This is a genomic window from Candidatus Zixiibacteriota bacterium (genome assembly GCA_035574315.1).
In the GTDB taxonomy this organism is placed as follows: domain Bacteria; phylum Desulfobacterota; class Binatia; order UBA9968; family UBA9968; genus DATLYW01.
This window is the reverse complement of sequence record DATLYW010000037.1, coordinates 14,900-40,120: the sequence shown is the minus strand read 5'-3', so window position 1 is coordinate 40,120 and position 25,221 is coordinate 14,900. Positions and strand designations below refer to the sequence as shown.

22 protein-coding genes are annotated in these 25,221 nt (G+C 67.4%); 16 read left to right on the top strand and 6 right to left on the bottom strand.

The features are described 5' to 3' along the window. Nucleotides 1-6: 6 nt before the first annotated feature. The gene (locus VNN77_12870) at nucleotides 7-2,826 is read left to right on the top strand and encodes a molybdopterin-dependent oxidoreductase (GenBank protein HXG52281.1); all 2,820 of its coding nucleotides are present in this window, start codon (nucleotides 7-9) and stop codon (nucleotides 2,824-2,826) included. Between the two features lie 4 nt (nucleotides 2,827-2,830). Here VNN77_12870 and VNN77_12865 read toward each other — a convergent pair whose 3' ends face one another. Both VNN77_12865 and VNN77_12860 read right to left on the bottom strand, forming a co-directional pair. Continuing rightward, a complete protein-coding gene (locus tag VNN77_12865) occupies nucleotides 2,831-3,544 on the bottom strand; it encodes an MBL fold metallo-hydrolase (GenBank protein HXG52280.1) in 714 nt (237 codons plus the stop codon). A gap of 41 nt (nucleotides 3,545-3,585) precedes the next feature. Then, entirely contained in the window at nucleotides 3,586-4,140 is a 555-nt protein-coding gene (locus VNN77_12860) for a hypothetical protein (protein ID HXG52279.1), read from the bottom strand. Between the two features lie 111 nt (nucleotides 4,141-4,251). Between VNN77_12860 and VNN77_12855 the strand changes: the two genes are divergently transcribed. Further along, a complete protein-coding gene (locus VNN77_12855) occupies nucleotides 4,252-4,761 on the top strand; it encodes a flavin reductase family protein (GenBank protein ID HXG52278.1) in 510 nt (169 codons plus the stop codon). Between the two features lie 27 nt (nucleotides 4,762-4,788). Here VNN77_12855 and VNN77_12850 read toward each other — a convergent pair whose 3' ends face one another. After that, complete coding sequence (locus VNN77_12850; GenBank protein HXG52277.1) at nucleotides 4,789-5,763, bottom strand: hypothetical protein; 975 nt, start codon at nucleotides 5,761-5,763, stop codon at nucleotides 4,789-4,791. A gap of 160 nt (nucleotides 5,764-5,923) precedes the next feature. On the opposite strand from VNN77_12850, the gene VNN77_12845 reads away from it, so the two are divergent. From VNN77_12845 to VNN77_12800, 10 genes are read left to right on the top strand one after another with little or no spacing between them, the layout of a single operon-like run. Continuing rightward, nucleotides 5,924-6,403 carry a MerR family transcriptional regulator gene (locus VNN77_12845; GenBank protein HXG52276.1) on the top strand — a complete coding sequence of 160 codons (480 nt, stop codon included), beginning with the start codon at nucleotides 5,924-5,926 and terminating at the stop codon, nucleotides 6,401-6,403. Nucleotides 6,404-6,408: 5 nt separating this feature from the next. Further along, entirely contained in the window at nucleotides 6,409-8,967 is a 2,559-nt protein-coding gene (mutS, locus tag VNN77_12840) for a DNA mismatch repair protein MutS (protein HXG52275.1), read from the top strand. Further along, nucleotides 8,964-10,238, top strand: coding sequence for an N-acetylmuramoyl-L-alanine amidase (locus VNN77_12835; protein ID HXG52274.1), 1,275 nt, complete (start codon nucleotides 8,964-8,966; stop codon nucleotides 10,236-10,238). Before mutS ends, VNN77_12835 begins: the two co-directional genes overlap by 4 nt. A 14-nt stretch (nucleotides 10,239-10,252) precedes the next feature. Next, complete coding sequence (gene glnD / locus VNN77_12830) at nucleotides 10,253-12,964, top strand: [protein-PII] uridylyltransferase (protein ID HXG52273.1); 2,712 nt, start codon at nucleotides 10,253-10,255, stop codon at nucleotides 12,962-12,964. Beyond that, nucleotides 12,936-13,862, top strand: coding sequence for a site-specific tyrosine recombinase XerD (xerD, locus tag VNN77_12825; GenBank protein HXG52272.1), 927 nt, complete (start codon nucleotides 12,936-12,938; stop codon nucleotides 13,860-13,862). The genes glnD and xerD overlap by 29 nt, the downstream gene beginning before the upstream one ends. 46 nt (nucleotides 13,863-13,908) lie before the next feature. Continuing rightward, entirely contained in the window at nucleotides 13,909-14,598 is a 690-nt protein-coding gene (locus tag VNN77_12820; GenBank protein HXG52271.1) for a site-2 protease family protein, read from the top strand. A 15-nt stretch (nucleotides 14,599-14,613) separates the two neighbouring features. After that, nucleotides 14,614-15,591 (top strand): tryptophan--tRNA ligase, encoded by a 978-nt coding sequence (gene trpS / locus VNN77_12815; GenBank protein ID HXG52270.1) that lies wholly within the window; start codon nucleotides 14,614-14,616, stop codon nucleotides 15,589-15,591. After that, a complete protein-coding gene (locus VNN77_12810; protein ID HXG52269.1) occupies nucleotides 15,588-16,334 on the top strand; it encodes a segregation/condensation protein A in 747 nt (248 codons plus the stop codon). Before trpS ends, VNN77_12810 begins: the two co-directional genes overlap by 4 nt. Then, nucleotides 16,324-16,896 carry an SMC-Scp complex subunit ScpB gene (gene scpB, locus VNN77_12805; protein HXG52268.1) on the top strand — a complete coding sequence of 191 codons (573 nt, stop codon included), beginning with the start codon at nucleotides 16,324-16,326 and terminating at the stop codon, nucleotides 16,894-16,896. Before VNN77_12810 ends, scpB begins: the two co-directional genes overlap by 11 nt. A gap of 16 nt (nucleotides 16,897-16,912) precedes the next feature. Continuing rightward, complete coding sequence (locus tag VNN77_12800) at nucleotides 16,913-17,647, top strand: pseudouridine synthase (GenBank protein HXG52267.1); 735 nt, start codon at nucleotides 16,913-16,915, stop codon at nucleotides 17,645-17,647. A gap of 69 nt (nucleotides 17,648-17,716) precedes the next feature. Here the strand turns inward: VNN77_12800 and moeB are convergent, their stop codons facing one another. Together moeB and VNN77_12790 are read right to left on the bottom strand one after the other, a co-directional pair. Beyond that, nucleotides 17,717-18,886: a molybdopterin-synthase adenylyltransferase MoeB gene (gene moeB / locus VNN77_12795; GenBank protein HXG52266.1), complete on the bottom strand. Its 1,170-nt coding sequence runs from the start codon at nucleotides 18,884-18,886 to the stop codon at nucleotides 17,717-17,719. 88 nt (nucleotides 18,887-18,974) lie between these two features. After that, on the bottom strand, nucleotides 18,975-19,331 hold the full coding sequence (locus VNN77_12790) for a VOC family protein (protein HXG52265.1): 357 nt from the start codon (nucleotides 19,329-19,331) through the stop codon (nucleotides 18,975-18,977). Between the two features lie 186 nt (nucleotides 19,332-19,517). On the opposite strand from VNN77_12790, the gene VNN77_12785 reads away from it, so the two are divergent. After that, entirely contained in the window at nucleotides 19,518-20,219 is a 702-nt protein-coding gene (locus VNN77_12785) for a haloacid dehalogenase type II (GenBank protein HXG52264.1), read from the top strand. Between the two features lie 91 nt (nucleotides 20,220-20,310). Here VNN77_12785 and VNN77_12780 read toward each other — a convergent pair whose 3' ends face one another. Continuing rightward, nucleotides 20,311-21,186 (bottom strand): LLM class flavin-dependent oxidoreductase, encoded by an 876-nt coding sequence (locus tag VNN77_12780; GenBank protein ID HXG52263.1) that lies wholly within the window; start codon nucleotides 21,184-21,186, stop codon nucleotides 20,311-20,313. A 271-nt stretch (nucleotides 21,187-21,457) separates the two neighbouring features. Between VNN77_12780 and VNN77_12775 the strand changes: the two genes are divergently transcribed. The 3 genes from VNN77_12775 (at nucleotide 21,458) to VNN77_12765 (ending at nucleotide 25,196) form a co-directional block, all read left to right on the top strand. Continuing rightward, nucleotides 21,458-22,444: an ABC transporter substrate-binding protein gene (locus VNN77_12775; GenBank protein ID HXG52262.1), complete on the top strand. Its 987-nt coding sequence runs from the start codon at nucleotides 21,458-21,460 to the stop codon at nucleotides 22,442-22,444. 10 nt (nucleotides 22,445-22,454) lie between these two features. Next, nucleotides 22,455-23,759, top strand: a complete 1,305-nt coding sequence (locus VNN77_12770) for a glycine/sarcosine/betaine reductase component B subunit (protein HXG52261.1) — start codon at nucleotides 22,455-22,457, stop codon at nucleotides 23,757-23,759. A gap of 84 nt (nucleotides 23,760-23,843) precedes the next feature. Further along, entirely contained in the window at nucleotides 23,844-25,196 is a 1,353-nt protein-coding gene (locus VNN77_12765) for a glycine/betaine/sarcosine/D-proline family reductase selenoprotein B (GenBank protein HXG52260.1), read from the top strand. Nucleotides 25,197-25,221 lie beyond the last annotated feature (25 nt).

Genomic DNA, 25,221 nt, shown 5'->3' with positions numbered 1-25,221 from the left:
CCGATCATGAGTGACCCGCGCCAACCCTTGAATCCTGCCGCCGCCGGCCTGGAGCCCGCCGCCCTGTCGACACACCCTCCGGTTTCCGCCTGGGACGACTGGGTCGAGTTCGACACCGCGCACTGGCCCCGGAAGGTCGAAAAGCGCTACCGCGTGATCCCGACGGTTTGCTTCAACTGCGAGGCCGCCTGCGGGCTCCTGGCGTTCGTCGAAAAAGACACCCGTCGCATCCGCCGCTTCGAGGGCAACCCCGAGCACCCGGGGAGTCGAGGACGCGCCTGCGCCAAGGGGCCGGCGACGTTGAACCAGGTGACCGATCCCGAGCGCATACGGTACCCGCTGAAAAGGGTGGGGCCGCGCGGCGAAGGGAAGTGGGAGCGCGTGAGCTGGGACGAGGTCCTGGACGACCTCGCCTCCCGTATCCGCAAGGCGCTCACCGAGGGACGGCGCAACGAGATCATGTACCACGTGGGCCGGCCCGGCCACGAGCTCGTCTACCACCAGCGCATCCTTCACGCCTGGGGCATCGACGGGCACAACAGCCACACCAACGTCTGCTCCGCGGGGGCGCGAGCCGGCTACGCTTTCTGGTCCGGCATCGACCGCCCGTCTCCGGACCACGCCAACGCGCGCTTCATCCTGCTGCTCAGCTCGCACCTCGAGGCCGGCCACTACTTCAATCCGCACGCGCAGCGGATCATCGAGGGAAAGCAGGCCGGCGCGAAGCTCTGCGTGATCGACACGCGGCTGTCGAACACCGCCTCGAAAGCCGACTACTGGATTTCACCGTGGCCGGGAAGCGAGGCGGCGGTCCTGCTGGCGATGTGCAACGTGCTTCTCGGCGAGGATCTTTTCGACCGCGACTTCCTGCGCCGCTGGGTGAACTGGGAGGAATATCTCGCGGAGGAGCATCCGGAAAAGCCCCGGAGCTTCGATACCTTCGTCGCGCTCCTCAAGGAAAATTACGCCCCGTTCACGCCGGAATTCGCCGCGCGCGAGGCGGGCGTGGACGCGGGCGTGATCGCCGAGGTCGCCCGCGAGATCGCCAAGGCCGCTCCCGCGGTCTCCGCGCACGTCTGGCGCAACGCGGCGGCCGGCAATCTCGGAGGCTGGCAGGTGGCGCGCGCGCTCCAGTTCCTCGTTGTCCTCGCCGGCGCCGTGGGCGCGCCGGGCGGGACCGCACCCAACGCGTGGCACAAGTTCGTCCCTCAGCCGCCCCTCATGCCCCCGCCGCCGAAGGTGTGGAACGAGCTGCTCCTGCCGCGCGAGTACCCGCTGGCGTTCTTCGAGATGAGCTTCCTCCTGCCCCATTTTCTCAAGGAGGGGCGCGGCAGGCTGGCGGTCTATTTCACCCGCGTCTACAATCCCGTCTGGACCAACCCCGACGGCATGAGCTGGATCGAGGCGCTCTGTGACGAGGGCAAGATCGAGCGCCATGCCTGCCTGACACCCACGTGGAGCGAGACCGCCTGGTTCGCCGATTACGTGCTGCCGATGGGGCACGGGCCGGAGCGCCACGACCTGATGAGCCAGGAGACGCAGGCGGCGCGCTGGATCGCGTTCCGGCAGCCCGTGGTCCGGGTCGCACTGGAAAAGGAGGGAAAGAGGTTCGACTTCACCTACGAAGCGCACCGGGAAGCGGGCATCGGCGAGGTGTGGGAAGAGGACGAGTTCTGGATCGAGCTGTCGTGGCGGGTCGACCCCGACGGATCTCTCGGGATCCGCAAGTACTTCGAGTCGCCGTACGAGCCGGGAAAGAAGCTCACGGTCGACGACTACTACGGCTGGATCTTCGAGCACAGCGTCCCCGGCCTGCCCGAGGCCGCCGCCCGCGAAGGGCTGACGCCGCTCGCCTACATGCGGAAATACGGGGCGTTTCTCGTGGAGGAAAAGGTCTACGCGGCGCACGAGAAGCCTCTCGCCCCGGGCGAGGTCGAGGGCGCGACGCGAAGCGCCGCCACGGGCGTCCTGGCCAGGGACGGGACCCCGATCGGCGTCGAGGTCGACGGGCGGCCGGTCGCGGGCTTTCCGACGCCGTCGCGCAAGCTGGAGTTTTTCTCGCGCACGCTCAAAGAATGGAAGTGGCCGGAGTACGCGATCCCGGGCTACATCAAGAGCCACGTGCACCGCGACAGCATCGACGTCGACGCGGGGGAGATGCTCCTTCTGCCCACCTTTCGCCTGCCGACGCTGATCCACACCCGCTCGGGCAACGCCAAGTGGCTCTACGAGATCTCGCACCGAAACCCGCTCTGGCTCCATCCCCGGGACGCGCAGAATCTCGACGTCAGGACCGGAGACCTGCTCAAGGTTCACACCGAGATCGGTTATTTCGTCGATCGTGTCTGGGTCACCGAAGGGATCAAACCCGGCGTGATCGCCTGCTCGCACCATCTCGGCCGCTGGCGGCTCCAAGAGGACATCGGCGGCGAACGGTGGTCGACGGCGCTCGTCGAGCTCAGGCGGATGGGCGATGGCAAGTGGATGATGCGCCAGATCCACGGCGTGCGGCCGTTTGCGAGCGATGACCCGGACTCCGCGCGGATCTTCTGGCAGGACGCCGGCGTGCACCAGAACCTGACCTTTCCGGTGCAGCCCGACTGGATCAGCGGCCAGCACTGCTGGCACCAGAAGGTGCGCGTCGCGAAGCCGGGCCCCGAAGACCGCTACGGCGATGTCTTCGTCGACACCCGCAAGGCGCACGAAGTCTACAAGCGCTGGATCGCGAAAACCCGGCCGGCACCGGGGCCGAGCGGCCTGCGCCGGCCGCTCTGGCTGCCGCGCTCCTACAAGCCGGCGCCCGAAGCCTACGTGATCGAGGAGTAGCGGGTCAGATTCCTTCGCCGCTTCCGCGTTGCGTGCCCTGGATCGGCGTGCGGTTCCATTCCAGCGCCTGCGCGATCTTGCGAGGCAGCGGCGGCCTGCGCGCAGTCATCACACGGACGAACTCGTCCCGCGAGGCGACCCGCAGCCGCGGGTTCTGCCGCTTTTCCTCGCCGAGCGTGGAGACCGCTTCGCGATAGTCGTGCCCCGGATACACGCGGACGTCGTCGGCAAGCGCCTCGAGCCGGCGCAGGCTGTCGAACTGCTGTTCCGCGTCGCCTCCCGGGAGATCGGTGCGGCCGCAACCGCCGATCAACAGCGTGTCCCCGGTGAAGATGCGGTCGCGGAACAGCAGGCAGACCGCGTCCGGGGTGTGGCCGGGCGTGTAGAGGACCGTGAGCGCCTGGCGCCCGAAGCGGATCTCGTCGCCGTCGTCGACGCGAAGGTCGACGTAGGGAGCCTCGGCGAGCCGGTGCATCACGACCGGGATGCCGTGGCGCTCGCGCAGGACCTTGCATGCGGAATTGTGATCCGCGTGGGTATGCGTGTCGATCGCGTAAAGGATCGAGGCGTCGAAGAAGCGAGCCAGCCCGACGTAGTCCTCGGCCTTGCTGAGCTCGGGATCGATCAGCACGCAGGCGCGTTCGGCCTTGCAGCCCAGCAGATACGAAAGACAACCCGCCGAACGAATCTGCTCGAAAAAGATCTCTTCTCCTGGCATGCCCCTACGCCCGTGCGTTGCGGGAATGGGCCGCCGCCCGGTCAAACGCGGGCGACGGTTCCATTTCGGAGGTCGTAACGGTAGCGCTCGACCCGGTCGAGGTCGTAGCTCAGGAAGCGGAAAACCACCGCCGGCCCTTCGACCGCGCGGGTCGAGTGGATCTCTCCCGGCAAGTAGGGCTGGACCGCGCCGGGCGTGAGCCGGTCGACCCGGTCGACCTCGAGCACGGCCGCGCTCGGCACAGACCGGTCGTCGGTCCGCCGATAGCGGGTGATCTCCGTGACCCCGCTGTACGCGCCGTACACGACCCAGCAGGGACCGTGGTCGTGCGGTTGATTCCCGTGGCCCTGGCGGTGAACGTGACCCATCTGGATGAAGCCGTGCTCTCGGTCCCGATAGAGCTCGCGCGACAGCGGAGCTTCCCGAATCAGGCGCGCCATCCACGGCTCGTCCGGGGACGTGGACGCGAAAAGCTCCTCCATCAGCGACTTGACCCGAAACGGGAGCTCCGGATCCCTGCCGTTTCCCCACAGAGCCCTGATCCTCGCAATGTAGCGATCGAAAGAACTGCCGGGCGTGGTTTCCTGCACTGCCATCGCGCGTTCTCCTTTCCGTCCTTACTTATCACTTTCGCGAGCCCGCCGTCCAGCTCGCGGACCCGCCGGGACAACCTCGGGTTTGACAGCGGCGGAACCGGTCTGCTACCAATGAAAGCAGCTTCCACGATGGCGAACGACGTGACGATCGAGCCTCAGGAGTTGCGCCGCGTCATGGGCCATTTTGCGACCGGCGTAACCGTCATCACCACCCGCGACAAGGAGGGCCGGCACTATGGTCTCACGGCCAACGCCTTCATGTCGCTTTCCCTCGACCCGCCGCTCGTGGTCATCAGCGTCGACAAGACCGCTCAATGCTACTTCTGCTTCGCGGAATCCAAGGTCTTCAACGTAAACGTCCTGAGCGAGGAGCAGGAGGAGATATCGCGCCGGTTCGCCACCAAGGGAGTCGACAAGTTCGCCGGACTCAAGTGGCGGCCGGCGGACAACGGGGCGGCGCTGATCGACGGCGCCATGGCGCACATCGAGTGCAAGGTCGTGCGCTCGCACGACGGCGGCGACCACACGATCCTGATCGGCGAGATCACTCGCACCGGCGCGTCGGGAGGGCGACCACTGCTCTTCTTCCAGGGTCGCTACGAGCGCCTGGGACGAGCCTGAGGGCGCCGGCCGCTCGCCGTGGAGGCGTCAGGCCGCAACGGCGGCGGCGTTGATGCAGGGGAGATCGCCGATCATGCGCCTGCAGGTGCGCGCGTCGACCGCGTAAACGTCCCCTTCCGAGGTCACGGCGATCGCCCCGCGCCCGTCGACTCCAGCGCAGAGATCGAGCACGCCACCGCGCAAACCCTCGGCGACCGGCCGCCAGGACGCGGCGCCGTCGGTGCTGGCGAAGACGGCGGCGTCGGCCCGTTCCCGCCGGAGCCATGTATTCGGCCGGCCGAGCGCGATCCCGAGATAGATGACGCCGTCGCCATCCTCCGCAACCGCCGTGCCGTAGGCCCGCGGCCCGGGCGGCGTCACCTTTTCCCAGTGCTCCCCGCGGTCGCGGCTGCGAAAGATCCCCTCGCCGCACGCGGCGACGACGAGCCCCGGAAAGCGCGCGCTTGCGAGGATCTCGTGCACGTCCGGATCTTCGAGCCCTTCGTTGGCGGGACGCCACCGGCGCCCGCCGTCGTCGCTGATCAGCATGCCGCCCACCTCGATGCCGGCGTACAGGCGCCGCTCCGGTCGCGGCTCGGAAGCGAGAAATCGCGTGCGCGCCCCCAGCTCGGGACTCGGGGGAAAGAGCGCGCCGCGGGCCGCCAGCCGCACGCCCTCCAGCTCCGTCCAGGCGCCGCCGGCCCCGCAATAGAGCGCCGCCGGAACGGTGCCGACGAGGAGCTTTCCCGGCAAAGCGAGCATCGAGGTCGTCGTGAGCCTCGGCACGTTGGGCTCCGCCCGGCGCCAGTCGCGCCCCGCGTTCTCGGTCACGAAGAGCCCCGAGTGCTCGGTTCCCACGAACAGGCGGGCCGGATCCTCCGGGTCGACCTGGAGGCAGGTCGCATTCCAGTAGGTGAGGGCGCGACCGGTTTGCCGCCAGCCGCCATTTTCCGGCTCGAAGCGGTACCAGCCGGAGTGGGTCGCGAGGTGCAGGGCCCTGCCCCGCGCGTGACTGATCGTCATGGAAGCCTCCGCAAGGAGAAGCGTTCTCGCGCCGCCGAGCATACGCCGGCCGCGCTTTTTTCGTCAAGGCCGCGGCGCGGATCTCGTCTTGACATGCCCGGCGCATCCGGTTTAGGGTCATGAAAACACGGTTGTTTTCAACCCCCGGGTGCCGGACACGATGGAAGCGTACGACAGCAAGACCGCAAGCCGGATCGTCGGCGTTTCGCTCCGCCAGATCCAGTATTGGGACGAGCGGGGATTCATCCGGCCGTCCGTGCGGCTGGCGCGCGGCCGGGGCACGCGGCGGCTCTATTCGTTTCACGACCTGATCTGTCTCAAGGTCATGAAGGACCTCAGCCGGCGCGGCCTGAGCCCGCAGAAGGTGCGCCGCTGCCTGTCGCCGCTGCGGCGCTATCCGCCGGCCGGGGCCCGGGAGACGGAAACGCTCAGATATCTCACCGACGGAGAGGAGCTGTTCGTCATCACCGACGACCGCGAAAAGATTCTCGAGGCGATGAAGCGCCGGTTCATCCTCTCGCTCGGCATCGGCAGCCTGGTGCGCGATCTCAGCCTGCAGGTGCGCCAGACCGCCGGCACCGCCCGGCGCCGGCGGACCCGCCCGCAGCCTTGCGGCGCCAAGGCTTCCGGTGCGGCGTGATTCGCATGGAAACTGCCAAAATCACCCCGATGATGCAGCAGTACCTCCGGATCAAGGAGCGGTACCGGGACGCGATACTGTTCTTTCGCCTGGGGGATTTCTACGAGATGTTCTTCGAGGACGCCGAACGCGCTTCCCGCATCCTCGACATCGCGCTCACCTCGCGCAACAAGAGCGAGGAGGCCGCCGTGCCGCTGTGCGGGGTGCCGTATCACTCGGCGGAACCTTACATTCAGAAGCTTCTGGAAGCGGGCCACAAGGTCGCGGTCTGCGAGCAGGTGGAGGATCCCAGGACCGCCCGGGGCGTGGTGCAGCGCGAGGTCGTCCGGGTCATCACCCCCGGGACGGTCACGGCGGTCGAATCCCTCGACGCGCGCGGCAACAACTTCCTCGCGGCGGTGTTCCGCCGCGAGGAGCGGTTCGGGCTGGCGGCGGCCGACATCACCACCGGAGAGTTCCGCTGCACCGGGCTGGCGGAAGAGCAGTCGCTGCTGGACGAGATCGCCCGTATCCGGCCGAGCGAGATCCTGGTGGCCGACCGCGACCGTCCGCTGCGGAGCCGGCTGCAGAAGGCTTTCCCGCGCGCGCACCTCACCGCCGTGCCCGAAGCCTCTTTTTCCGACGGCGCCGCGCGCCGGCTGCGGTCCGGGAGCGGCCCCGAGGCGCTCCGCGCCGCCTCGGCGATCGAAAGCTACCTGGAAGCCAACGCTCCGGAAGCGCTGAAGGTGCTTCGGGAGATCGAGCCGTACGAGGCGTCCCGCTATCTCGTGGTCGACGAGACCACCCGCGCCAACCTCGAGCTCGTCGCCAGCAACCGCGGTGAGCGCGGTGGATCGCTGCTCGGGCTCATCGACCGGACCGTGACGCCCATGGGAGCCCGCCGCCTGCGCCAGTGGCTGCTCTATCCGCTTCTCGACGTGGCGGCGATCGAGGAGCGCCAGGACGCCGTGCAGGCGCTCGTGGACGACTTCGATCTGCGCCGCGACCTGAGGAGCGCGCTCGGCGGGATCCAGGACCTCGAAAGGCTCGCCGGGCGGGTGGCCTCCGGAAGCGCCTCGCCGAAAGATCTGGCGGCGGTGAAGGAAGCCCTCGGGCGCGTCGCCGTGCTTCGTCGGCGGCTCGAGGGGGCGCCGTCGCGCCTGCTGGCTTCGATCGGTTCGCGCCTCGCCGAGCTTCCCGACGTCGTCGCCCTCCTCGAACGCGCCATCGTGGACCAGCCGCCGTTCTCCCTGAAAGACGGCAACACGATCCGCGAAGGCTTCGACGCCGAGCTGGACGAGATCCGCGGCGCTCGGGCGCACGCCAAGCAGTGGATCGCCCGCTTCGAAGCGGCCGAGCGGCAGCGAACGGGGATCGCTTCGCTCAAGGTGCGCTACAACCGGGTGTTCGGCTACTATATCGAGGTCACCCGGGCGAACATCAAGGCGGTACCGCCGAATTACCTCCGCAAGCAGACGCTCGTCAACGGGGAGCGCTACATCACGCCGGAGCTCAAGGAGCACGAGGCGAAGATCCTGAACTCCGAAAGCCTGATCGAGAAGCTCGAGCAGGCGCTGTTCGCCGGGGTGCGCGAGCAGGTGGCGTCGCGCTACGCCGAGCTCAGGGCCACGAGCGGCGCCCTGGGAGAGCTGGACGCGCTGGTGTCGCTGGCGGAGGTGGCGCTGTCGCGCCACTTCGTGCGCCCGAAGGTCGACGACGGGCTTGCGCTGTCGATCCGCGAAGGGCGCCACCCCGTCGTCGAGGAAGCGATGGGCCGCGGCGCCTTCGTGCCCAACGACTGCCGGCTGGACCCGGAGACGACGCAGATCGTGCTGCTGACCGGGCCCAACATGGCGGGCAAGTCGACCTACATGCGCCAGGTCGCCTTGATCGTGATCCTGGCGCAGATGGGGAGCTTCGTGCCGGCGAGCGAGGCCGCGATCGGGCTCGTCGATCGGGTCTTCACGCGCATCGGCGCGGGCGACGCGCTGGCTCAGGGAGAGTCGACGTTCATGGTCGAGATGAAGGAGACCGCGAACATCCTCCGTCACGCGACGCGCCGGAGCCTGATCGTCCTCGACGAGGTGGGCCGCGGCACGAGCACCTACGACGGGGTGTCGATCGCCTGGGCGGTCGCGGAGTGGCTGCACGATCTGGACGCCCGCCCGAGAACCCTGTTCGCCACGCACTACCACGAGCTGGCGGACCTGCCGCAGAGCAAGGAGCGGATCAAGAACTACAACTTCGCGGTGCGCGAGTGGCAGGGCGAGATCATCTTCCTGCGAACCCTCGCCGAAGGAGCGTCCAGCCGCAGTTACGGCATCCACGTCGCGCGCCTGGCCGGCCTCCCCGCGCCGGTGATCGACCGGGCGAGAGAGATCCTGCGCCGGCTCGAGGCCACGAGCGAGATCCCGGAACCTTCAGGAGCCGCGCCGGGGCCCCACGAGGCGCCACGTCAGATGCCGCTGTTCGACACCGGCGACCGCCGGCTGCGCGAGGAGCTGCGCAAGCTCGACGTGACGCGCCTCACGCCGCTCGACGCGCTGAACCTGCTCCACCGGCTGTCCGAGGAAGCGAAACGGTGAAAACGAAGAAGGCGCACGGGTTGCTGCTTCAGGCGCTGACGGGTTTCGCCCTGGCCGCGCTTCTCGGGGGCGCCGCGCTTTCCGACGAAGCCGCGCCGCCGCCCGCGGGCGAAAAAGAGCCCGCTCCCGCCCGGGCGGGAGCCGCGGGTCCGGTGGAGCGGGCCACGGTCGGCGCCGTGCGCTTTCTTTCGTCCAGGAACTACACCCGGGTCACCATCGATCTCTCGCGTGCGGTTCTTTACGAGACGCATCGCTTGAAGGAAGACCCGGCCCGGGGCCTGCCGCCGCGGATCTATATCGACATCTTCGGAGCGCAGCTCGGGGCGGGGTCCAGAGAGCCGATCCCGGTCCGGGACGGGTTGCTGCGTCAGGTGCGCGTCGGACAGTTCAGCTCGGACGTGGTGCGCGTGGTGCTCGACGCCAGCAGCGTGGTATCGCACCAGGCCTTTTTGTTGCCCGACCCCTACCGGCTGGTCGTCGACATCCATGGCAAGGGCGACAGCAACGGCCCTGCGGCGGCGCCGGCGGCGAAAAAGCTCGCGCCGGCGCGTGCGCCGAAAGGCAACGGCGCATCGGAGATCGCCGGCATCCGCAAGATCGTCCTCGACCCCGGGCACGGCGGCAAGGACCCCGGGGCGATCGGTTTCGGCGGCATCGCGGAAAAGGACGTCGTTCTCAGCGTCGCGAAGAAGCTCGCGCGGAAGCTGAGAAAGGAGATGGGCGTCGAGGTGATCCTCACCCGCAACGACGATCGTTTCATCAGCCTGGAGGATCGGACCGCGATCGCCAACGCCGAGAACGCGGACCTGTTCATCTCGCTGCACACCAACGCGAGCCCCAACGGCGAGGCGAGGGGGCTCGAGACCTATTACCTGGACAACACCACCGACGAGGCGGCGATCCGCCTGGCGGCGCGCGAGAACGGCACCTCGCGCAAGAACGTCTCCGACCTGCAGTTCATCCTGAGCGACATGGTGCAGAACATGAAGCTCGAGGACTCGATCACCCTCGCTCATCGCATGCACGGGTCGCTGGTCGCCGGCATGTCGAAGAAGATGGGCGAGGTGAGGGATCTCGGCGTCAAGAAGGCCCTGTTCTACGTGCTCGTCGGAGCGCGGATGCCCAGCGTGCTCGTGGAGCTGTTCTTCATCACCCATCGGGACGAGGGCCGGCTGATGGCCCGGGATTCCTATCAGGACGCGCTCGTCGACGCCCTGTACGACGGGATCCGGAAGTACGGGGAGACGGCCACGGCGATGAAAACCTTGTGAAGGGATTCCGACGCATGGACGCCGTAGCGTTGTCCCACTCGATTCTCGAGCAGACCCGCGACATCGCCGACCCGGCGGCGCTCGCCCGGGCGTTCGTCAAGGCCGGCCGGGCCGCTCTGTGGGAGCGCCACCGCGCGGGCGCCGGCGGCACCGAGATCGCCTCCGCGTACGCGACGATGATGGACCATCTGATCCGTCATCTCTTTTCCGCCATCAGCGAGGAATTCCTGGCGCGTTACCCGACCCGCAGCCCCAACTGCGCCGTGGTCGCGCAGGGAGGCTACGGGCGCGGCGAGCTCTGTCCCTATTCGGATATCGACCTCCTGTTCCTCCATTCCTGGAAACCCTCGGCCTACGTGGAGTCCGTGACGGAAAAGCTGCTCTACGCGCTGTGGGACGCCGGTCTCCAGGTAGGGCACGCGACGCGCAGCGTCGCGGACTGCATCCGCCTGGGCACACTCGACCTTAAGGTCAAGACGGCGCTGCTCGACGCGCGCTACCTGTGCGGCGACTTCGCGCTCTATCAGACCTTCGAGGCGGCGGTCGAGCACAAGCTCGCGCGGCGCCGCGCCTACCGCTTCATCCAGGAAAAGCTGGCGGAGAGCCGGGCCCGGCGGGCGAGCTACGGCGGCTCGGTCTACATGCTCCAGCCGGAGATCAAGGAAGGCGAGGGCGGGCTGCGCGACATTCACACGGCGCGCTGGATCGCGCGGGTGAAGGAAAATGCGCGCGATTTCGACGACCTGGTGCGCAAGGGGATCGTCTCCGCGGCCGACGTGCGCAAGCTCAAGGAGGCCCAGGACTTCCTGTTGCGCGTGCGCAACGAGCTCCATTTTTCCGCCGGCAAGCATCAGGACCAGCTTACCTTCGACGACCAGGAGCGGGTAAGCCGGGCTTTCGGCTACGAGGGCGAGGGCAAGCTCAAAGGCGTCGAGGTCTTCATGCGGCAGTACTATCTCCAGGCGTCGGAGGTGAGCCGCGTCACCTCCCTGATCATCCACCGTCTGACCGAGAGCCAGCGCTCGTTCCTCGGCGGCGCCTACTCCCTGGCGAAAACGCTGCGCGACGGCGTCGTCGTCCACAAGGGGCAGCTCCGGGTCACCCGTCCCGAGATCCTGCGGGCGGAGCCCGGGAATCTCATGCGCGTCTTCGCCGACCTCCAAAAAAGCCGCTGCGAGCTCAGCCACGAAACCCGCGAGCTCCTGCGGGACCACCTGGACCTGATCGACGAGAAGTTCCGCCGCTCGGCGGCCGCGAACCTGCCGTTCTTCGAGATCCTGAAGTGGAAGGACCGCGTCTACGAGACGCTGCTCGAAATGCACCGCTGCGGCGTGCTCGGAGCGTTCATTCCGGAATTCGGACGGCTGCTCTGCATGGCGCTGCACGACGCCTATCACGTCTACACCGTCGACCAGCACTCGCTGCGCCTGATCCAGGAGATCGAGCGGCTCAAGAGCGGCGCCTACAACGACTCGCTCCCGCTGCTGACGCAGCTCGCCCGCGAGGCCGACAAGATCGAGCTGCTCTACCTCGGGCTCCTGTTCCACGACATCGGCAAAGGGTTCGGGGGCGGCCATTCGGAGATCGGCGCGCGCATGGTGCGGCAGATCGCGCGGCGCATGCGCCTCAACGTCGACGACACGGCGCTCGTCGAGTTCCTCGTGCGCCACCACCTCCTGATGACCCACACCGCGTTCAGGCGCGATCTCGAGGACGAAAAAACGATCATCGGCTTCGCCCGCACGATGGGGAGCATCCGGAATCTCAAGATGCTCTACCTCCTGACCTTCGCCGACGTGAAAGCGGTCGGGCCGGACGTCTGGAATCCGTGGAAGGCCTCGCTCCTGGGAGAGCTGTACGTGAAGGCCCTGGACGTGCTCGAGGAGATGGAAAAGGGCGAGCTGCCGCGGCGAAACGTCCAGGCGATCCTGCGGCGGACCGCCCGGCGGCTGCGCCGCCGGCTCGAGGAGCGACACCCCGAGGAGCGCGTCCGCCATTTCCTCGAGACGATGCCGGATCGCTATTTCCTCGCCACCCCGGAGGACGAGATCGCGGCCCATTTCGAGCTGATGGAACAGTTCACCGGCAAGGGCGCCGTGACCGCCGTGCAACATTTCCCCGAAAAAGACTGCAGCTCGTTCGTCGTCTGCGCCATGGATCGCCCGGGCCTCTTCGCCGCCATCACGGGCGTCCTCGCGGCGATGAACCTCGACATCCTCAACGCCCGCATCTTCACCGCGAGCGACGGCCGTATTCTCGACGTTTTCCGCGTGGCGCACCGGGGGAGGTCCGAGCCGGTCATGGACGCGCAGAAATGGGAGCGCGTCCGGGCGGCGCTCGACGGGGTGCTCGCAGGGCGAATCGACGTCGCGCGTCTGGTGGCGTCGTCGCCGGGCTCGGCGCTGTTCCGCAAGCGCGTGCCGAAGGTCGCGACCTCGATCGAAATCGACAACGAGGCGTCCGACGGCTTCACGATCGTCGAGGTCTACACCGAGGACCGGATCGGCGTCCTGTTCACGATCACCTACGCGCTCCACCGCCTGGGCCTCTCGATTCACGTCGCCAAGATCTCCACGAACGTCGATCAGGTCGCCGACGTCTTCTACGTCACCGACGAGCGGGGGGAAAAGATCCACGATGCCGGGCGCCTGGAGGCGATCCGGCGGTCCCTCTACGAAACGCTGGCGCCGCAACCCGATGAAGGACTCGCTCAGCCCGCCCGTTGACGCCTTCCTCGCCGCCATGGAGGTGGAAAAGGGGCTGGCGCGCAACACGCTGGAAGCCTACGGCCGCGACCTCGCCCAGTTCTCGGCGTTCGTGGCGCGAAACGGGATCACATCCTGGAGCGACACCGGCGCGGCGGAGGTCCGCGCCTATGCCGCCGCCGCGCGGGCCCGGGGGCTCGGCCCGCGATCGATCGCCCGCCAGATCGTCACCATCCGCCGCTTCTACCGTTTTCTCGCCGAGCGGCGGTCCATCGCGGCCTTGCCGCGCCTCGCCTTCCGCTCCGCCGCGGCCGGGCGCAAGCTGCCCCACGCGCTCTCGGAAGAAGAGATCCGCCTGCTGCTGGACCAGCCGGACCCGCGCCGGCCGCTCGGCCTGCGCGACCAGGCGATGCTGGAGCTGCTCTACGCCTCCGGGCTCCGGGTCTCGGAGCTGATCTCGCTCCGCCTGCCGCAGCTCGACCTGGAGGGCGACTATCTCGTCGTCCAGGGAAAAGGCTCCAAGGTCCGGGCCGTGCCGTTCGGCCGATGGGCCAAGGAGCGGCTGCTCCGCTACCTCGCCGAAGGCCGACCGCGACTTCTCAAGGGAAGGAGCAGCTCCGCGCTTTTCATCAACCGCTCGGGGCGGCCGCTCACGCGGCAGGGATTCTGGAAGCTCATCAAGGGTTACGCGCGCGCGGCCGGCCTCCAGAAGAAGATCTCGCCGCATACGCTGCGACATTCGTTCGCGACGCACCTCCTCGAAAGGGGCGCGGACCTGCGCTCCGTGCAGTCGATGCTGGGCCACGCCGATATCTCCACGACGCAGATTTATACCCACGTGACCGCCTCGCGCCTGAAGGAGGCCCACCGGCGCCACCACCCGCGCGAACGCGGGAGCGGCGATCCCGCTTCGGGGTAGCGAGGCGCGCCGGAAAACTTGTGTTTTGGGGCGCCTTGCCGTATTCATGGTGGAAATCAGGCTGCGGTTGCCGACGTTGGAAGATACCATCAGACAGATCGCGATCTGGGCGCTGCCCGTGCTGGCCGCCGTCATTTTTCACGAGGTGGCGCACGGCTGGGTCGCCTATCGCTTCGGCGACCCGACGGCGGCGCGCATGGGCCGGCTGACGCTGAACCCGCTCGCCCACATCGATCCCGTCGGGACGATTCTGATCCCGGTTCTGCTGATCGTGGCGCAGGCGCCTTTCCTCTTCGGCTACGCGAGGCCCGTGCCGGTGAACTTCTTCAACCTGCGCAACCCCAAGCGGGACATGATCTGGGTCGCCGCCGCCGGCCCGGCCACCAACTTGCTGCTGGCTCTGGCGTGTGTTTTCCTGCTCAAGGCGACGCTGCCGCTGTTCGCCGGGGCGCACGATTCCGCGCTCGCCGATTTCTTCTCGCCGATCGTGCTGATGGCCCGGAACGGCATCGTCATCAACGTCGTGCTCGCCGTCTTCAACATGATTCCGCTGCCGCCGCTCGACGGCGGCCGGGTGCTGGTCGGCTTCCTGCCCGAGCCGCATTCCTCGACGCTGGCGCGGGTGGAGCCGTTCGGCTTCCTGATCGTGATCCTGCTGCTGATGACGCACATGCTCGATCGGATCATCGGGCCGCCGGTCGGTTTTCTGGTGGATTTCTTCTTCGGTCTCCTGTAGAAACGGATTGATCTCATGGACACGATCGTAAGCGGCGCCCGCCCCACGGGGCGGCTGCATCTCGGCCACCTGCACGGCGCGCTGAAAAACTGGGTGCGCCTCCAGGGCGACTACCGCTGCTACTTCTTCGTCGCCGACTGGCACGCGCTGACCACCGACTACGCGACGCCCCAGGGCATCGAGGAGAACGCGGTCGAGATGGTCAGGGACTGGCTGAGCGTCGGGCTCGACCCGGCGCGGAGCACGCTGTTCCGCCAGTCTTTCGTCAAGGAGCACGCCGAGCTGCACCTCATCTTCTCGATGATCACGCCGGTGCCGTGGCTGGAGCGCAACCCGACCTACAAGGAGCAGATCAGGGAACTCACGGGAAAGGATCTTTCGACCTACGGCTTTCTCGGCTACCCGGTCCTGCAGGCGGCCGACATCACCATCTACAAGGCGAACCGGGTCCCCGTCGGCGTGGATCAGGCGCCGCACGTCGAGCTCACGCGCGAGATCGTCAGGCGCTTCAACCAGCTCTACCGCCCGATCTTCCCCGAGCCCGAGGTGCTCCTCGCCGAGACCCAGAAGCTTCCCGGCCTCGACGGCCGCAAGATGAGCAAGAGCTACAACAACGCGGTCTTCCTGTCGGACCCGCCGGAGGAAGTCGACCGGAAGCTCAGCCGGATGACGACCGACCCGGCCCGGGTACGGCGCACGGACCCCGGCGAGCCCGAGAAATGCCCCGCGTTCCAGCTCCACAAGATCTACTGCACGGAGGACGAGATCGATTACGTTTCCCGCGGCTGCCGGACCGCGGGCATCGGTTGCCTGGAGTGCAAGAAGGTGATGATCAAGCACGTGATCGACGAGCTGCAGCCGATCCGCGAGCGGCGCGCCGCGCTCGAGGCCCGGCCCGACACGGTCCGGGACGTGCTGGCCGACGGCACCCGGGCGGCGCAAAAGAAGGCGGCGGAGACCATGGCCGAGGTCCGTGAGGCGTTGGGCTTGTGAGCACGCGGGTTCAGCTGGAGATTTTCGAGGGCCCCCTCGATCTGCTGCTCCACCTGATCAAGAAGAACGAAGTCAGCATCACCGACATTCCCATCGCCACGATCACCGAGCAGTATCTCGCCGCCCTCGAGCTGATGCAGAGCCTGAACCTCGACGTCGCCGGCGAGTTCCTGGTGATGGCCGCCACGCTCGTTCACATCAAATCGCGCATGCTTCTGCCGGCCGGCGAGGAGGAGCCGGACGAGGAGGAGGGCGACGACCCGCGCGAAGAGCTGGTGCGTCGGTTGCTCGAGTATCAGCGGTTCAAGGAGGCCGCGGACCAGCTCGAGCGGCGCGAGATCCTCGCTCGCGACGTCTTCACGCGCGCCGCTCCGCCCGTCGAGGAGGTCGGCCCTCCCGGCTTTCGCGAACTTTCGGTGATCGAGCTGGTGGCCGCTCTGCAGCGCGTGCTCGAGCGGCTCCCCAAGGACGCGGTGCACGAGGTGGTGCTCGAAAAGATCACCGTCCGGGAGAAGATGACGCTGCTGCTCGACCGGCTCCGGCGGGAGGGGAGGCTCCTCTTCGAGTCCTGCTTCGATGCGGCCGCCTCCCGCATGGAGGTGGTCGTGACCTTTCTCGCGATGCTCGAGCTGGTGAAGATGCGCGTCATCCGGATCTTCCAGGAGGCGATCGCGGCGCCGATCCTGATCGAGCCGGCGGCGCAAATGGAGGCAGCGGGCGAGGAAGAGCGGCATGGAACGTGAGGAGCTGAAATCGATCCTCGAGAGCCTGCTCTTCGTCGCCGACGGTCCGGTGACGCTGCAGCGGCTCGCTGAAGCGCTCGACGGCGTGGACGGCGGGGCCATCCGCGCCGCGCTCGAGGAGCTGGCCGCGGAGCTGGAAGGCGGGCGGCGCGGCATCCGCCTCGTGGAAGTCGCCGGCGGCTACCAGCTGCGCACGCCGCGAGTCAACGCCGACTGGGTCAAGAAGTTCCTTCGCGGGAGGCCCGCTCGCATGAGCCGCGCCACGCTCGAGACGCTGGCGATCATCGCCTATCGCCAGCCGATCACCAAGGCGGAGATCGAGGCGATCCGCGGCGTCGACGTGGACGGCGTGATCGCCACGCTGCTCGAGCGCGGCCTGATCCGCGCGATCGCCCGCAAGGACGTTCCCGGGCGCCCCTTCCTCTACGGCACGACGCAGGAGTTCCTGGAGCTTTTCAACCTCAAGGACCTGAGCCAGCTCCCCGCGCTCAAGGAGCTGGAGGAAATCGCCCCGCCCGAGGGAGTGGGGGACGACGTTCCCGCCGAGCCCGACGAAGAGTGACAGGTTCCCTTCATCGATGGAGCGGCTGCAGAAGATCATCGCGCGGGCCGGGCTCGCCTCCCGCCGGGAAGCGGAGCAGTGGATCCTCGACGGGCGGGTCACCGTCAACGGGCGGGTCGTTCGCGAGCTCGGCACCCGCGCCGACCCCTCAAAGGACAGCATCAAGGTCGACGGCAAACGGATCCGGCCCGCGCCCGCCCGGCTCTATTTCGCTCTCCACAAGCCGCCCGGATTCGTCAGCTCCCTGCGCGATCCGCGCGGCAGGCCGGACCTGACCGCTCTGCTGTCCGGGCTCGGAGAAAAGCAGCGGGTCTACCCGGTGGGCCGCCTGGACTTCAACTCCGCGGGCCTGCTGCTCCTGACCAACGACGGCGAGCTGGCGCAGCGGCTGGCTCATCCCCGCTACGGCGTGCCCAAGGTCTATCGGGTCAAGCTCAGCGCCTGCCCGACCGAAGAGGAGCTGGGACGGCTGCGGAAAGGTATCCGCCTGGAGGACGGCATGACGGCGCCGGCGCGGGTCCGTGTGGTCGAACGGCTGAAGAAGAACGCATGGGTGGAGATCGAGCTGCGCGAAGGCCGGAAGCGCGAGGTGCGGCGCATGTTCGCCGCGCTCGGCTATTTCGTCGAGAAGCTGATCAGGATTCGCGTCGGCCCGGTCGCCCTCGGAGGGCTCGAGCCGGGCGCGATACGCCGGCTTACTCCCGCAGAGGTGCGCGAGCTGCGAAGGGCGGTAGGCCTCCCGGAGGATTAGGCCGCGCCGTCGCGCGCACGGCGCGGGCGGCGCTACATCCCCGGTTTGTCTCCTCCCCCCGCCGCCGGCTCAGTGGCGGAGGCTGCAGAACTCTTCGTAATCGATCAGCTCGTGGATCGTCGGCCGATCGCCGCACATCGGGCATTCCGGATCGCGCCGGAGCTTCAGCGTGTTGATCTCCATGGTGAGCGTATTGAAGCACACGAGCTTGCCGATCAGCGGATCGCCCTTGCCGAGGATCAGCTTGATCGTCTCCAGGGCCTCGATGACGCCCACCAGTCCGGGGAGCACGCCCAGGACGCCCGCTTCCGCGCAGCTCGGCGCCATCTCGGCGGGCGGCGGCTCGGGATAGAGGCAGCGATAGCAGGGGCCCTTGCCCGGGTAGAAGACCGTCGCCTGGCCCTCGAACTGGAAGATGCTTCCGTGGACGTTCGGCTTCTTCGCGAGAATGCACGCGTCGTTGACGAGGTATCGCGTCGGGAAATTGTCGGAGCCGTCCACCACGATGTCGTAGTCCTTGATGATGTCCATGATGTTGGCCGACGTGAGCTTCGCCTGGTAGGGGACCACTGTCACGTCGGGGTTCAAGGCCTCGAGCGTGAGCTTGGCCGATTCCACTTTCGGCTTGCCGACGCGGTCGTTGGTGTGGAGAATCTGCCGCTGCAGGTTCGAGATGTCGACGACGTCGTTGTCGATGATGCCCAGCGTGCCTACGCCGGCCGCAGCGAGGTAAAAGGCGGCCGGACACCCGAGCCCGCCCGCGCCTACCAGCAGCACCCTGGCCTGGAGCAGCTTGGCCTGACCCTCTTCACCCACTTCCGGCAGGAGGAAATGGCGGCTGTAGCGGATCAGCTGCTCGGGCGTGTACTGGAAATCCTGGACCCATTTGTATCCGGCGTTCTTCCACGCCGCATATCCCCCGGCCATCGAGGAGACGTTCCGGTACCCCATCTCCTTCAGTACCTTGGCGGCGAGCAGGGAGCGCACACCGCCCGCGCAGTAGGCGATGATCGGCGTGTTTTTGTCCGGAATGGTCGATTCGACCTTGATCTCGAGAAAGCCCCGGGGCAGGGAGATCGCCCCTTCGAGATGTCCTTCCCGCCATTCGTCCTTTTCGCGGACATCAACCAGAACGGGGGCTTTGCCGTTGCTTTTCAAGAGATCGTTTACCTGCTGCGCGGTCACCTCGGGTACTTCTTTACGCGCCTCGGCCATGATCTCCTGGAACGTTTTGGCCATGGCTCCTCCTGACTTCGATCTATGACCTTGTAGGTCCAAATTAGAGCCGGCTCCGGAGAAAGTCAACAACCCCGGACGCGGGCCGCTGTCAGCGAGCGGTCCTGAGCTCCATCTGCAGGCCGTTGCAATCCTTGACGAAGATCGTGGTGAGCTTCCCGGAAGCGTCGCGGTTCTCGCGGACGATCTCGGCGCCCTTGCGCCGGAACTCGGAAGCGACGTGATCGATGTCGTCGACGACGAAACCGTAATGATGCACGCCGGTCTCGCCGTTCGATTCCATGAGCTGGATCGCAGGAGCGCCGTCGATGGTCATGAAACAAAAGCCGTAGCCGGCCGAGCCCTTGCGGATCGCGGTCGGTTTGCCGCCGAGGAATTTCTGGAAGTACTCGATCGATTCGTTGAGGTCCTTGCAGTTGATCGCCACGTGCTCGAGCCTGTAACCCATGAGCCGGCTCCTTTCGTCGTTTTCCGTGATTCAGCCGAACAGTAGCCAAAGGCCGGAATCGAATCAAGGCGGAGACAGGGAGGGTGGCGCCTTGGTCTTGCGCCGAACGTCCGGCCCGGTATTCTGGAACGCGGCGCCGGAGGGAATGAAAAGCGGCGCGCCTTCTCCGGGCGCGGAGGACAATCCATGCTGGATTTCGACGCTTTCGAAGTGCTGACCTTCGACTGCTACGGCACGCTGGTCGACTGGGAGACCGGCCTCTGGAAGGCGCTGCAGCCCATTCTGGCCGGGCACGGCGTCCGGGCCGCCGCCGAGGAGGTTCTCGCGCTCTACGGCGAGCTGGAGTCCGGGATCGAGGGCGGGGAATACCGGGAGTACAGGGAGGTGTTGAAGAATGTGCTCCGGGGGATGGGCTCCAGGCTGGGTTTTGCGCCCGACGAAAGCGAGCTCCGGCGCTTCTCCGAATCGGTCAAGGACTGGCCGGCGTTTCCCGACTCCGCCGACGCGCTCCACGCGCTCGGGAAAAAGTACAAGCTCGCCGTCATCTCGAACATCGACGACGACCTCTTCGAGCTCTCGGCGAAAAAGCTCCAGGCCCGGTTCGACTGGGTCGTCACCGCACGGCAGGTGCGGTCGTACAAGCCTTCGCTGAACAACTTCCGGGCGGCCTTCCAGAGAATCGGTCTGCCCACGAGCAGGATCCTCCACGTCGCGCAGAGCCTCTTCCACGACATCGCGCCCGCAAAGGCTCTCGGCCTTTCCGCCGTCTGGGTCAACCGCCGTCGCGGCAAGCAGGGCCCCGGCGCCACCCCTCCCGCCCGGGCGCACCCGGACCTCGAAGTCCCGGACCTGCTAACGCTGGCGAGAATGGCATGTCAACGGAGTTGATTGTCAGAACAGTGAGCCGGGCTCGACAAGAAGCAGGGACCGGAGACCGGAAATCATTTAATTGTCCGGACTCTTCCGGTACCCGCTCCGACTACGAAACGCGACCGGCGATTTCCGCGAGGCGATCGAGCTGCTCCAGATCGTCCGCGCACGGGCGAAGGATGAGCTCGTCGACGCCCATGTCGGCCTGGCGCTCGATCGCCTCCTTCACGGCCGCCGTCGAAGCGGGCAGGGTGCGCAGCCGCCGGGCGGCAAGCTCGGGACTGTAGCCGTAGTTGGCGTTGATGTAAGCCGCGGCGTGGTCGGCGGCCTTCGGGCCGAGCGCGTAGTAGCTCGCGCCCACCCAGCGCGGCCTGCCGGTCCGTCCCGCCTCCTGCCATTCCCGCTCGATTCGCCGCCACATCTGGAGCAGGATCTCCGGGTCGCCGCCGCCCGGGGCCATGTAGCCGTCGCCCCAGCGCGCGATGCGCCGCGCGATCGCCGGCACGTAGCCGCCGATCAAGAGCTCCGGACCGCCGGCCCTGCAGGGCCGCGGTCCGATCGCCCCGGTCTCCCCCGACAGCGCCTCGCCCGCCCAGAGGCGGCGCAGGGTCGCAAACTGTTCTTCGGAGCGGCGGCCCCGGCGGTGGAAATCGAAGCCGGTGGCGAGGTAGTCGTTTTCACGCACGCCGATGCCGACGCCGAGGGTGAAACGGCCGCCCGACAGGACGTCGATCGTCGCCGCCTGGCGCGCGAGCAGCGTGGTTTCCCGCGTGGGCCCGATCACCACGCTCGTCATCAGCCGGAGGCGCCGCGTCGCGCCGGCGGCGACGGCGAGCAGGGAAAGCGGCTCCAGCGACTGCGACACGACGCGATCGGTTACGGCCACGCTGGAGAACGGCCCGCGCTCCGCGCGCCCGATCCATTCGAGCATGACGTCGCCCGAAGCCGACGCGACGCGGCTCGGCAGTCCTATGGCGATTTGCATGAAGCCTCCGCGGGAAGCAATTCCCGGCGCGTTGGCGCTGCGCCGGCGCCTCGAGCAGTAGCAAATGGCCCCCGCAGGAGTCAAACCGGGGGCTGGAACCCCGCGCGCCGTTGACACCTCGTCGCGCACGCCGGTATAAGGCTCGAAAAGGCGATGAGGTCGAGATCGAGGTCTTCCGCTTCCTTCGAGGTGCCGCCGCGGGCATCTTGCTGACGGGCGAACAGACATCTCTCTTTCCGAGCCCGCGTCGCCAGCCAGACGGGAGGCAGCCATGTTTCCAGGAAAATTCGCTCCGGCCGCGGCGTCTCTCTGGGTCCTGCTCGCCGTTTCCCCCGCCTCGGGGGCTTCGAAGGCGGTGCTGTCCTACGCGAGCTTCAACGAGAGAACGGCGGGGGCGCTTCTCGTCGCCGAGGACCAGGGATTTTTCCAGAAGCAGGGGCTCGACGCGCAGCTCGTCTACGTCCGCACAGGCTCCGTCGCCCTGTCGGCGCTCGCCGCCGGAGAGTCGCAGTTCTATTTCGGCTCGGGCACGGGCGCCACGCTGGGAGCGATCGCGGGAGGCCTCGATGCCGTCTTTGTCGCCGGGCTGGTCAACCGCCTCACCGGTGCCTTCGTCGCCGCGCCGCACATCAGGACGCCCGCCGACCTCAGGGGAAAAAACATCGGGGTCCAGAGCATCGGCGGCGGGATCTGGATGATCACGATGCTGGTTCTGGAGCACTGGGGCATCGACCCGAAACGCGACCGGCTCAACCTGCGCATCGTCGGCGACGAGGCTGTGCTCGCTCAGTCGCTCGCCAGCAAGGCGATCGACGGATCGTACTTCGGCTATACCTTCGCTTCCATCCTCAAGCGCCAGGGTTTCAACGTGCTGGCCGACCTCGCGACGCTGGGGATTCCGTACCAGAGCACGGGAGTGCTCGTGCGCCGGAGCTTTGTCAGCTCCTCGCCGGACGTCGTCGAGAAGGTGCTCCGGGCGATGGCGCTGGCCACGCAGTTCATCGCCAGGCCCGAAAACAAGAAGGCGGTGATGCAAAGCCTCTGGAAAGGATTGCGCCTCAAGCGCTTCGAGGACGCAGAGGAGGGCTACGAGCTGATGAAGACCCTCTACGAAAGAAGGATCTATCCGAACACCGACGGCATTCGTAACGCGATCCGCCTCCTGGGGGCCGGCAACGACAGGATCCGCCAGCTCAGGGCGGAGAACATCGTCGACGACCGCATCGTGCGGAAGCTGGAGAAGGAAGGACTGTTCTGAGGCGAGCCCCGTGCTGCTCGAGCTGGCCGATTTTCCCGTAAAGCGGATTCGCCTGGGCGACAGGTTTCATTACTGCGGCGAGACCCTCGAAGTCGCCGAGCGGGAGCTGCTCGAGCTGACGAGGCAGGACGAGCGGCTCGAGGACGTCTCTCTTGCGGTCGTTCACCCGGGAGAGAAGGTCCGCGTGACCGGAATTCGCGACCTCGTCGAACCGAGAGTGAAGGCATCGGGCGGTGGGGAGGTGTTTCCCGGCACGCTCGGCCCGGTCGCGGCGGTGGGTCGCGGGCGGACGCACCGCTTGTCCGGCATGGCGGTGGTCGCCGCGGCCGAGTACGAGGGCATCGTTCGGGCCGGCCTCGGCGTGCAGCGGAGCGCAATTCTCGATTTCTGGGGGCCGGGAGCGGAGGCGTCGCGCTTCAGCCGCCTCTCGGGACTCGTCGTAATCATGAAGCTCCGCGAGGGTCTCTCCGAGCTGCAGGCGCACGCGGCGATCCAGGGCGCGGCGTTCAAGGTCGCCCGGCGCCTTGCCGGAACCACGCTCGGACTGAAGCCGCCGAGGGTCGAGACTCTGACGCTCGACGAGCGGCGGCCGGGGCTGCCCAAGGTGGCGTTGATCCAGGGTTGTCTCACCGACAGCCACAACCCGCACTCGGGAGTGAGCTACTACGGGCTTCCGATCCGCGACTCGCTCGCGACATTCGTCCATCCCAACGAGCTTTTCGATGGCGCCGTCACGATCGCCGCGACCCGCGCCGTCGGCCACTTTCCCGTCACCTGGGATTGGCAGAATCACGCCCTGGCCCGCGAGTTGTACCGCCACCACGGAAGGTCGCTGAATTTTCTCGGCGTCGTCCTGGAACGGATCCAGTTCGACACTTTTCACGCCAAGGAAGTGGCCGCCCACAACGCGTCCCGGTTGGCCGCCGCCCTCGGCGCCGATGGCGCGCTGATCGCCTGGATCGGCTCGGGGAACGCCTTCGTCGATTTGATGCTGACCCTCCGCGCGTGCGAGCGGCTGGGGATTCGAACGGTCCTCGTGACCTACGAGTTCGGGGGCAGGGACGGCGTCGATTCACCGCTCTTGTACTACGTCCCGGAGGCGGATGCGATCGTCAGCACCGGCAGCCGGGATCGCTGGCTCGAGCTGCCTTCGCCCGATCGGGTGGTGGGTCCTTACGAGAGATTTTCGATCCTGAGCTACCCGGGGGCGCCGGTGGTCGCCGCGCTCGGCGAGCTGACGCTGGACGCGCGCGACATGGTCGTCGGCGGCGTGGACAACTGGGGGACGGAGTCCTGGACCTGCCGGGCCTACTGAAAAAGAGCGGAACGTGCTATCCATGAGGCCGGGAGCGAGAGGAAACAACGACGACTCCCGGGCGTTTACCGGGGGAGGGCAGCGATGATCCACGTGGTCCACGTCGTCAATCAGTTCTTTGCCGGGATCGGCGGCGAAGCGAAGGCGGACCTGCCCGTCGGAAAGCTCGAAGGCGCCGCGGGCGCGGCCCGGGGTCTTCAGGGGCAGCTCACGGGCGGGGCTGAAATCCTCTGCACGATCTACTATGGCGACAACTACTTTCATGAGCATCGAGACGAGGCGCTTGCGGCGATCGTGGAGGCGGTCCGCTCGCTCGGGCCGCACGTCGTCGTCGCCGGGCCGGCCTTCAACGCGGGCCGCTACGGCGTGAGCTGCGTCGAGATCGGCAACGCGGTTTCGGCGGCGTTGCAAATCCCCTGCGTGACCGCCGTGCACGAGGAGAATCCGGCGGTTGCGACCTATCGGGAATTCGCCAACCCGCGCCTTTTCTGCCTCCGCACGGCCGAAACGGCGGCGGGAATGACGGAGGCACTGAAAGCGATGGCGCGGCTCGCGCTCCGCCTCGGGCGAGGGGAGGCAATCGGTCCGGCGGCCGAGGAGGGCTATATCCCGCGCGGCATCCGCCGGCTCGAAACGACCGACTGCACCGGGGCGGAACGCGCCGTCGAAATGCTGCTCGCCAAGCTCGCCGGAAAGCCGTTCGCGACCGAGATCCCGGTCGAGGCATGGGAAGAGACACCACCCGCGCCGCCGCTCGAGCGCCTCCGGGACCGGAAGATCGCCGTGATCACCACGAGCGGCGTGGTTCCATGGGGCAATCCGGATCGCTTCAAGACCTATCGCAACACGCACTGGCGGAAGTACAGCTTCGCCGAGCTCAAGGCGCTCGAAAGCGGCAAATGGGAAGCGATTCACGGCGGATACAACGTCGTCTACATGAACGGCAATCCCCACTACGGCATGCCGCTCGACGCGCTGCGCGCGCTCGAGGCCGAGGGCGCGATCGGGCCGGGAAAGCTCTATCCCGCCTATTACGTTATCCCGGGAAACCAGGGCTCGCCGTCCGTCATGCGCCGGGTCGGGCGGGAGATCGCCGCCGACATGAAAAGGGACGGCGTCGAAGGCGTTCTCCTGGTCGCCACCTGAGGGACCTGCACTCGCAGCGGCGCTGTGATCAGCAAAGAGCTCGAAAGAGAGGGCCTTCCGGTGGCGATGGTCACCGCCATGTATCCCGTCGCCGAACAGGTGAGAGCCAACCGAATCGTGAAGGGGGTGAGCATCCCTCATCCGTGCGGCGATCCGAGCCTGCCGGCCGAACTCGACGCGCGTCTGCGCCTGCAAATCGTCCGGACGGCGCTTTCCGCGCTCGAAGCTCCGGTGGACAGGCCGACGATCTTTTCGCCAGGCGCCGCCGGGGAGGCCCCCGGTCAGCGGTAGACCCGGTGTTCCGAGCCCGAGGGCT

What these genes read in the sequence shown, in the direction of transcription:
- VNN77_12820 (HXG52271.1), top strand. Translation starts at nt 13,909, where the DNA reads ATGGTGGAAATCAGGCTGCGGTTGCCGACGTTGGAAGATACCATCAGA.
- VNN77_12850 (HXG52277.1), bottom strand. Translation starts at nt 5,763, where the DNA reads ATGACGATCAGTCACGCGCGGGGCAGGGCCCTGCACCTCGCGACCCAC.
- xerD (HXG52272.1), top strand. Translation starts at nt 12,936, where the DNA reads ATGAAGGACTCGCTCAGCCCGCCCGTTGACGCCTTCCTCGCCGCCATG.
- VNN77_12790 (HXG52265.1), bottom strand. Translation starts at nt 19,331, where the DNA reads ATGGGTTACAGGCTCGAGCACGTGGCGATCAACTGCAAGGACCTCAAC.
- VNN77_12800 (HXG52267.1), top strand. Translation starts at nt 16,913, where the DNA reads ATGGAGCGGCTGCAGAAGATCATCGCGCGGGCCGGGCTCGCCTCCCGC.
- VNN77_12775 (HXG52262.1), top strand. Translation starts at nt 21,458, where the DNA reads ATGTTTCCAGGAAAATTCGCTCCGGCCGCGGCGTCTCTCTGGGTCCTG.
- glnD (HXG52273.1), top strand. Translation starts at nt 10,253, where the DNA reads ATGGACGCCGTAGCGTTGTCCCACTCGATTCTCGAGCAGACCCGCGAC.
- scpB (HXG52268.1), top strand. Translation starts at nt 16,324, where the DNA reads ATGGAACGTGAGGAGCTGAAATCGATCCTCGAGAGCCTGCTCTTCGTC.
- VNN77_12785 (HXG52264.1), top strand. Translation starts at nt 19,518, where the DNA reads ATGCTGGATTTCGACGCTTTCGAAGTGCTGACCTTCGACTGCTACGGC.
- VNN77_12860 (HXG52279.1), bottom strand. Translation starts at nt 4,140, where the DNA reads ATGGCAGTGCAGGAAACCACGCCCGGCAGTTCTTTCGATCGCTACATT.
- VNN77_12780 (HXG52263.1), bottom strand. Translation starts at nt 21,186, where the DNA reads ATGCAAATCGCCATAGGACTGCCGAGCCGCGTCGCGTCGGCTTCGGGC.
- moeB (HXG52266.1), bottom strand. Translation starts at nt 18,886, where the DNA reads ATGGCCAAAACGTTCCAGGAGATCATGGCCGAGGCGCGTAAAGAAGTA.
- VNN77_12855 (HXG52278.1), top strand. Translation starts at nt 4,252, where the DNA reads ATGAAAGCAGCTTCCACGATGGCGAACGACGTGACGATCGAGCCTCAG.
- trpS (HXG52270.1), top strand. Translation starts at nt 14,614, where the DNA reads ATGGACACGATCGTAAGCGGCGCCCGCCCCACGGGGCGGCTGCATCTC.
- VNN77_12870 (HXG52281.1), top strand. Translation starts at nt 7, where the DNA reads ATGAGTGACCCGCGCCAACCCTTGAATCCTGCCGCCGCCGGCCTGGAG.
- VNN77_12865 (HXG52280.1), bottom strand. Translation starts at nt 3,544, where the DNA reads ATGCCAGGAGAAGAGATCTTTTTCGAGCAGATTCGTTCGGCGGGTTGT.
- VNN77_12845 (HXG52276.1), top strand. Translation starts at nt 5,924, where the DNA reads ATGGAAGCGTACGACAGCAAGACCGCAAGCCGGATCGTCGGCGTTTCG.
- mutS (HXG52275.1), top strand. Translation starts at nt 6,409, where the DNA reads ATGGAAACTGCCAAAATCACCCCGATGATGCAGCAGTACCTCCGGATC.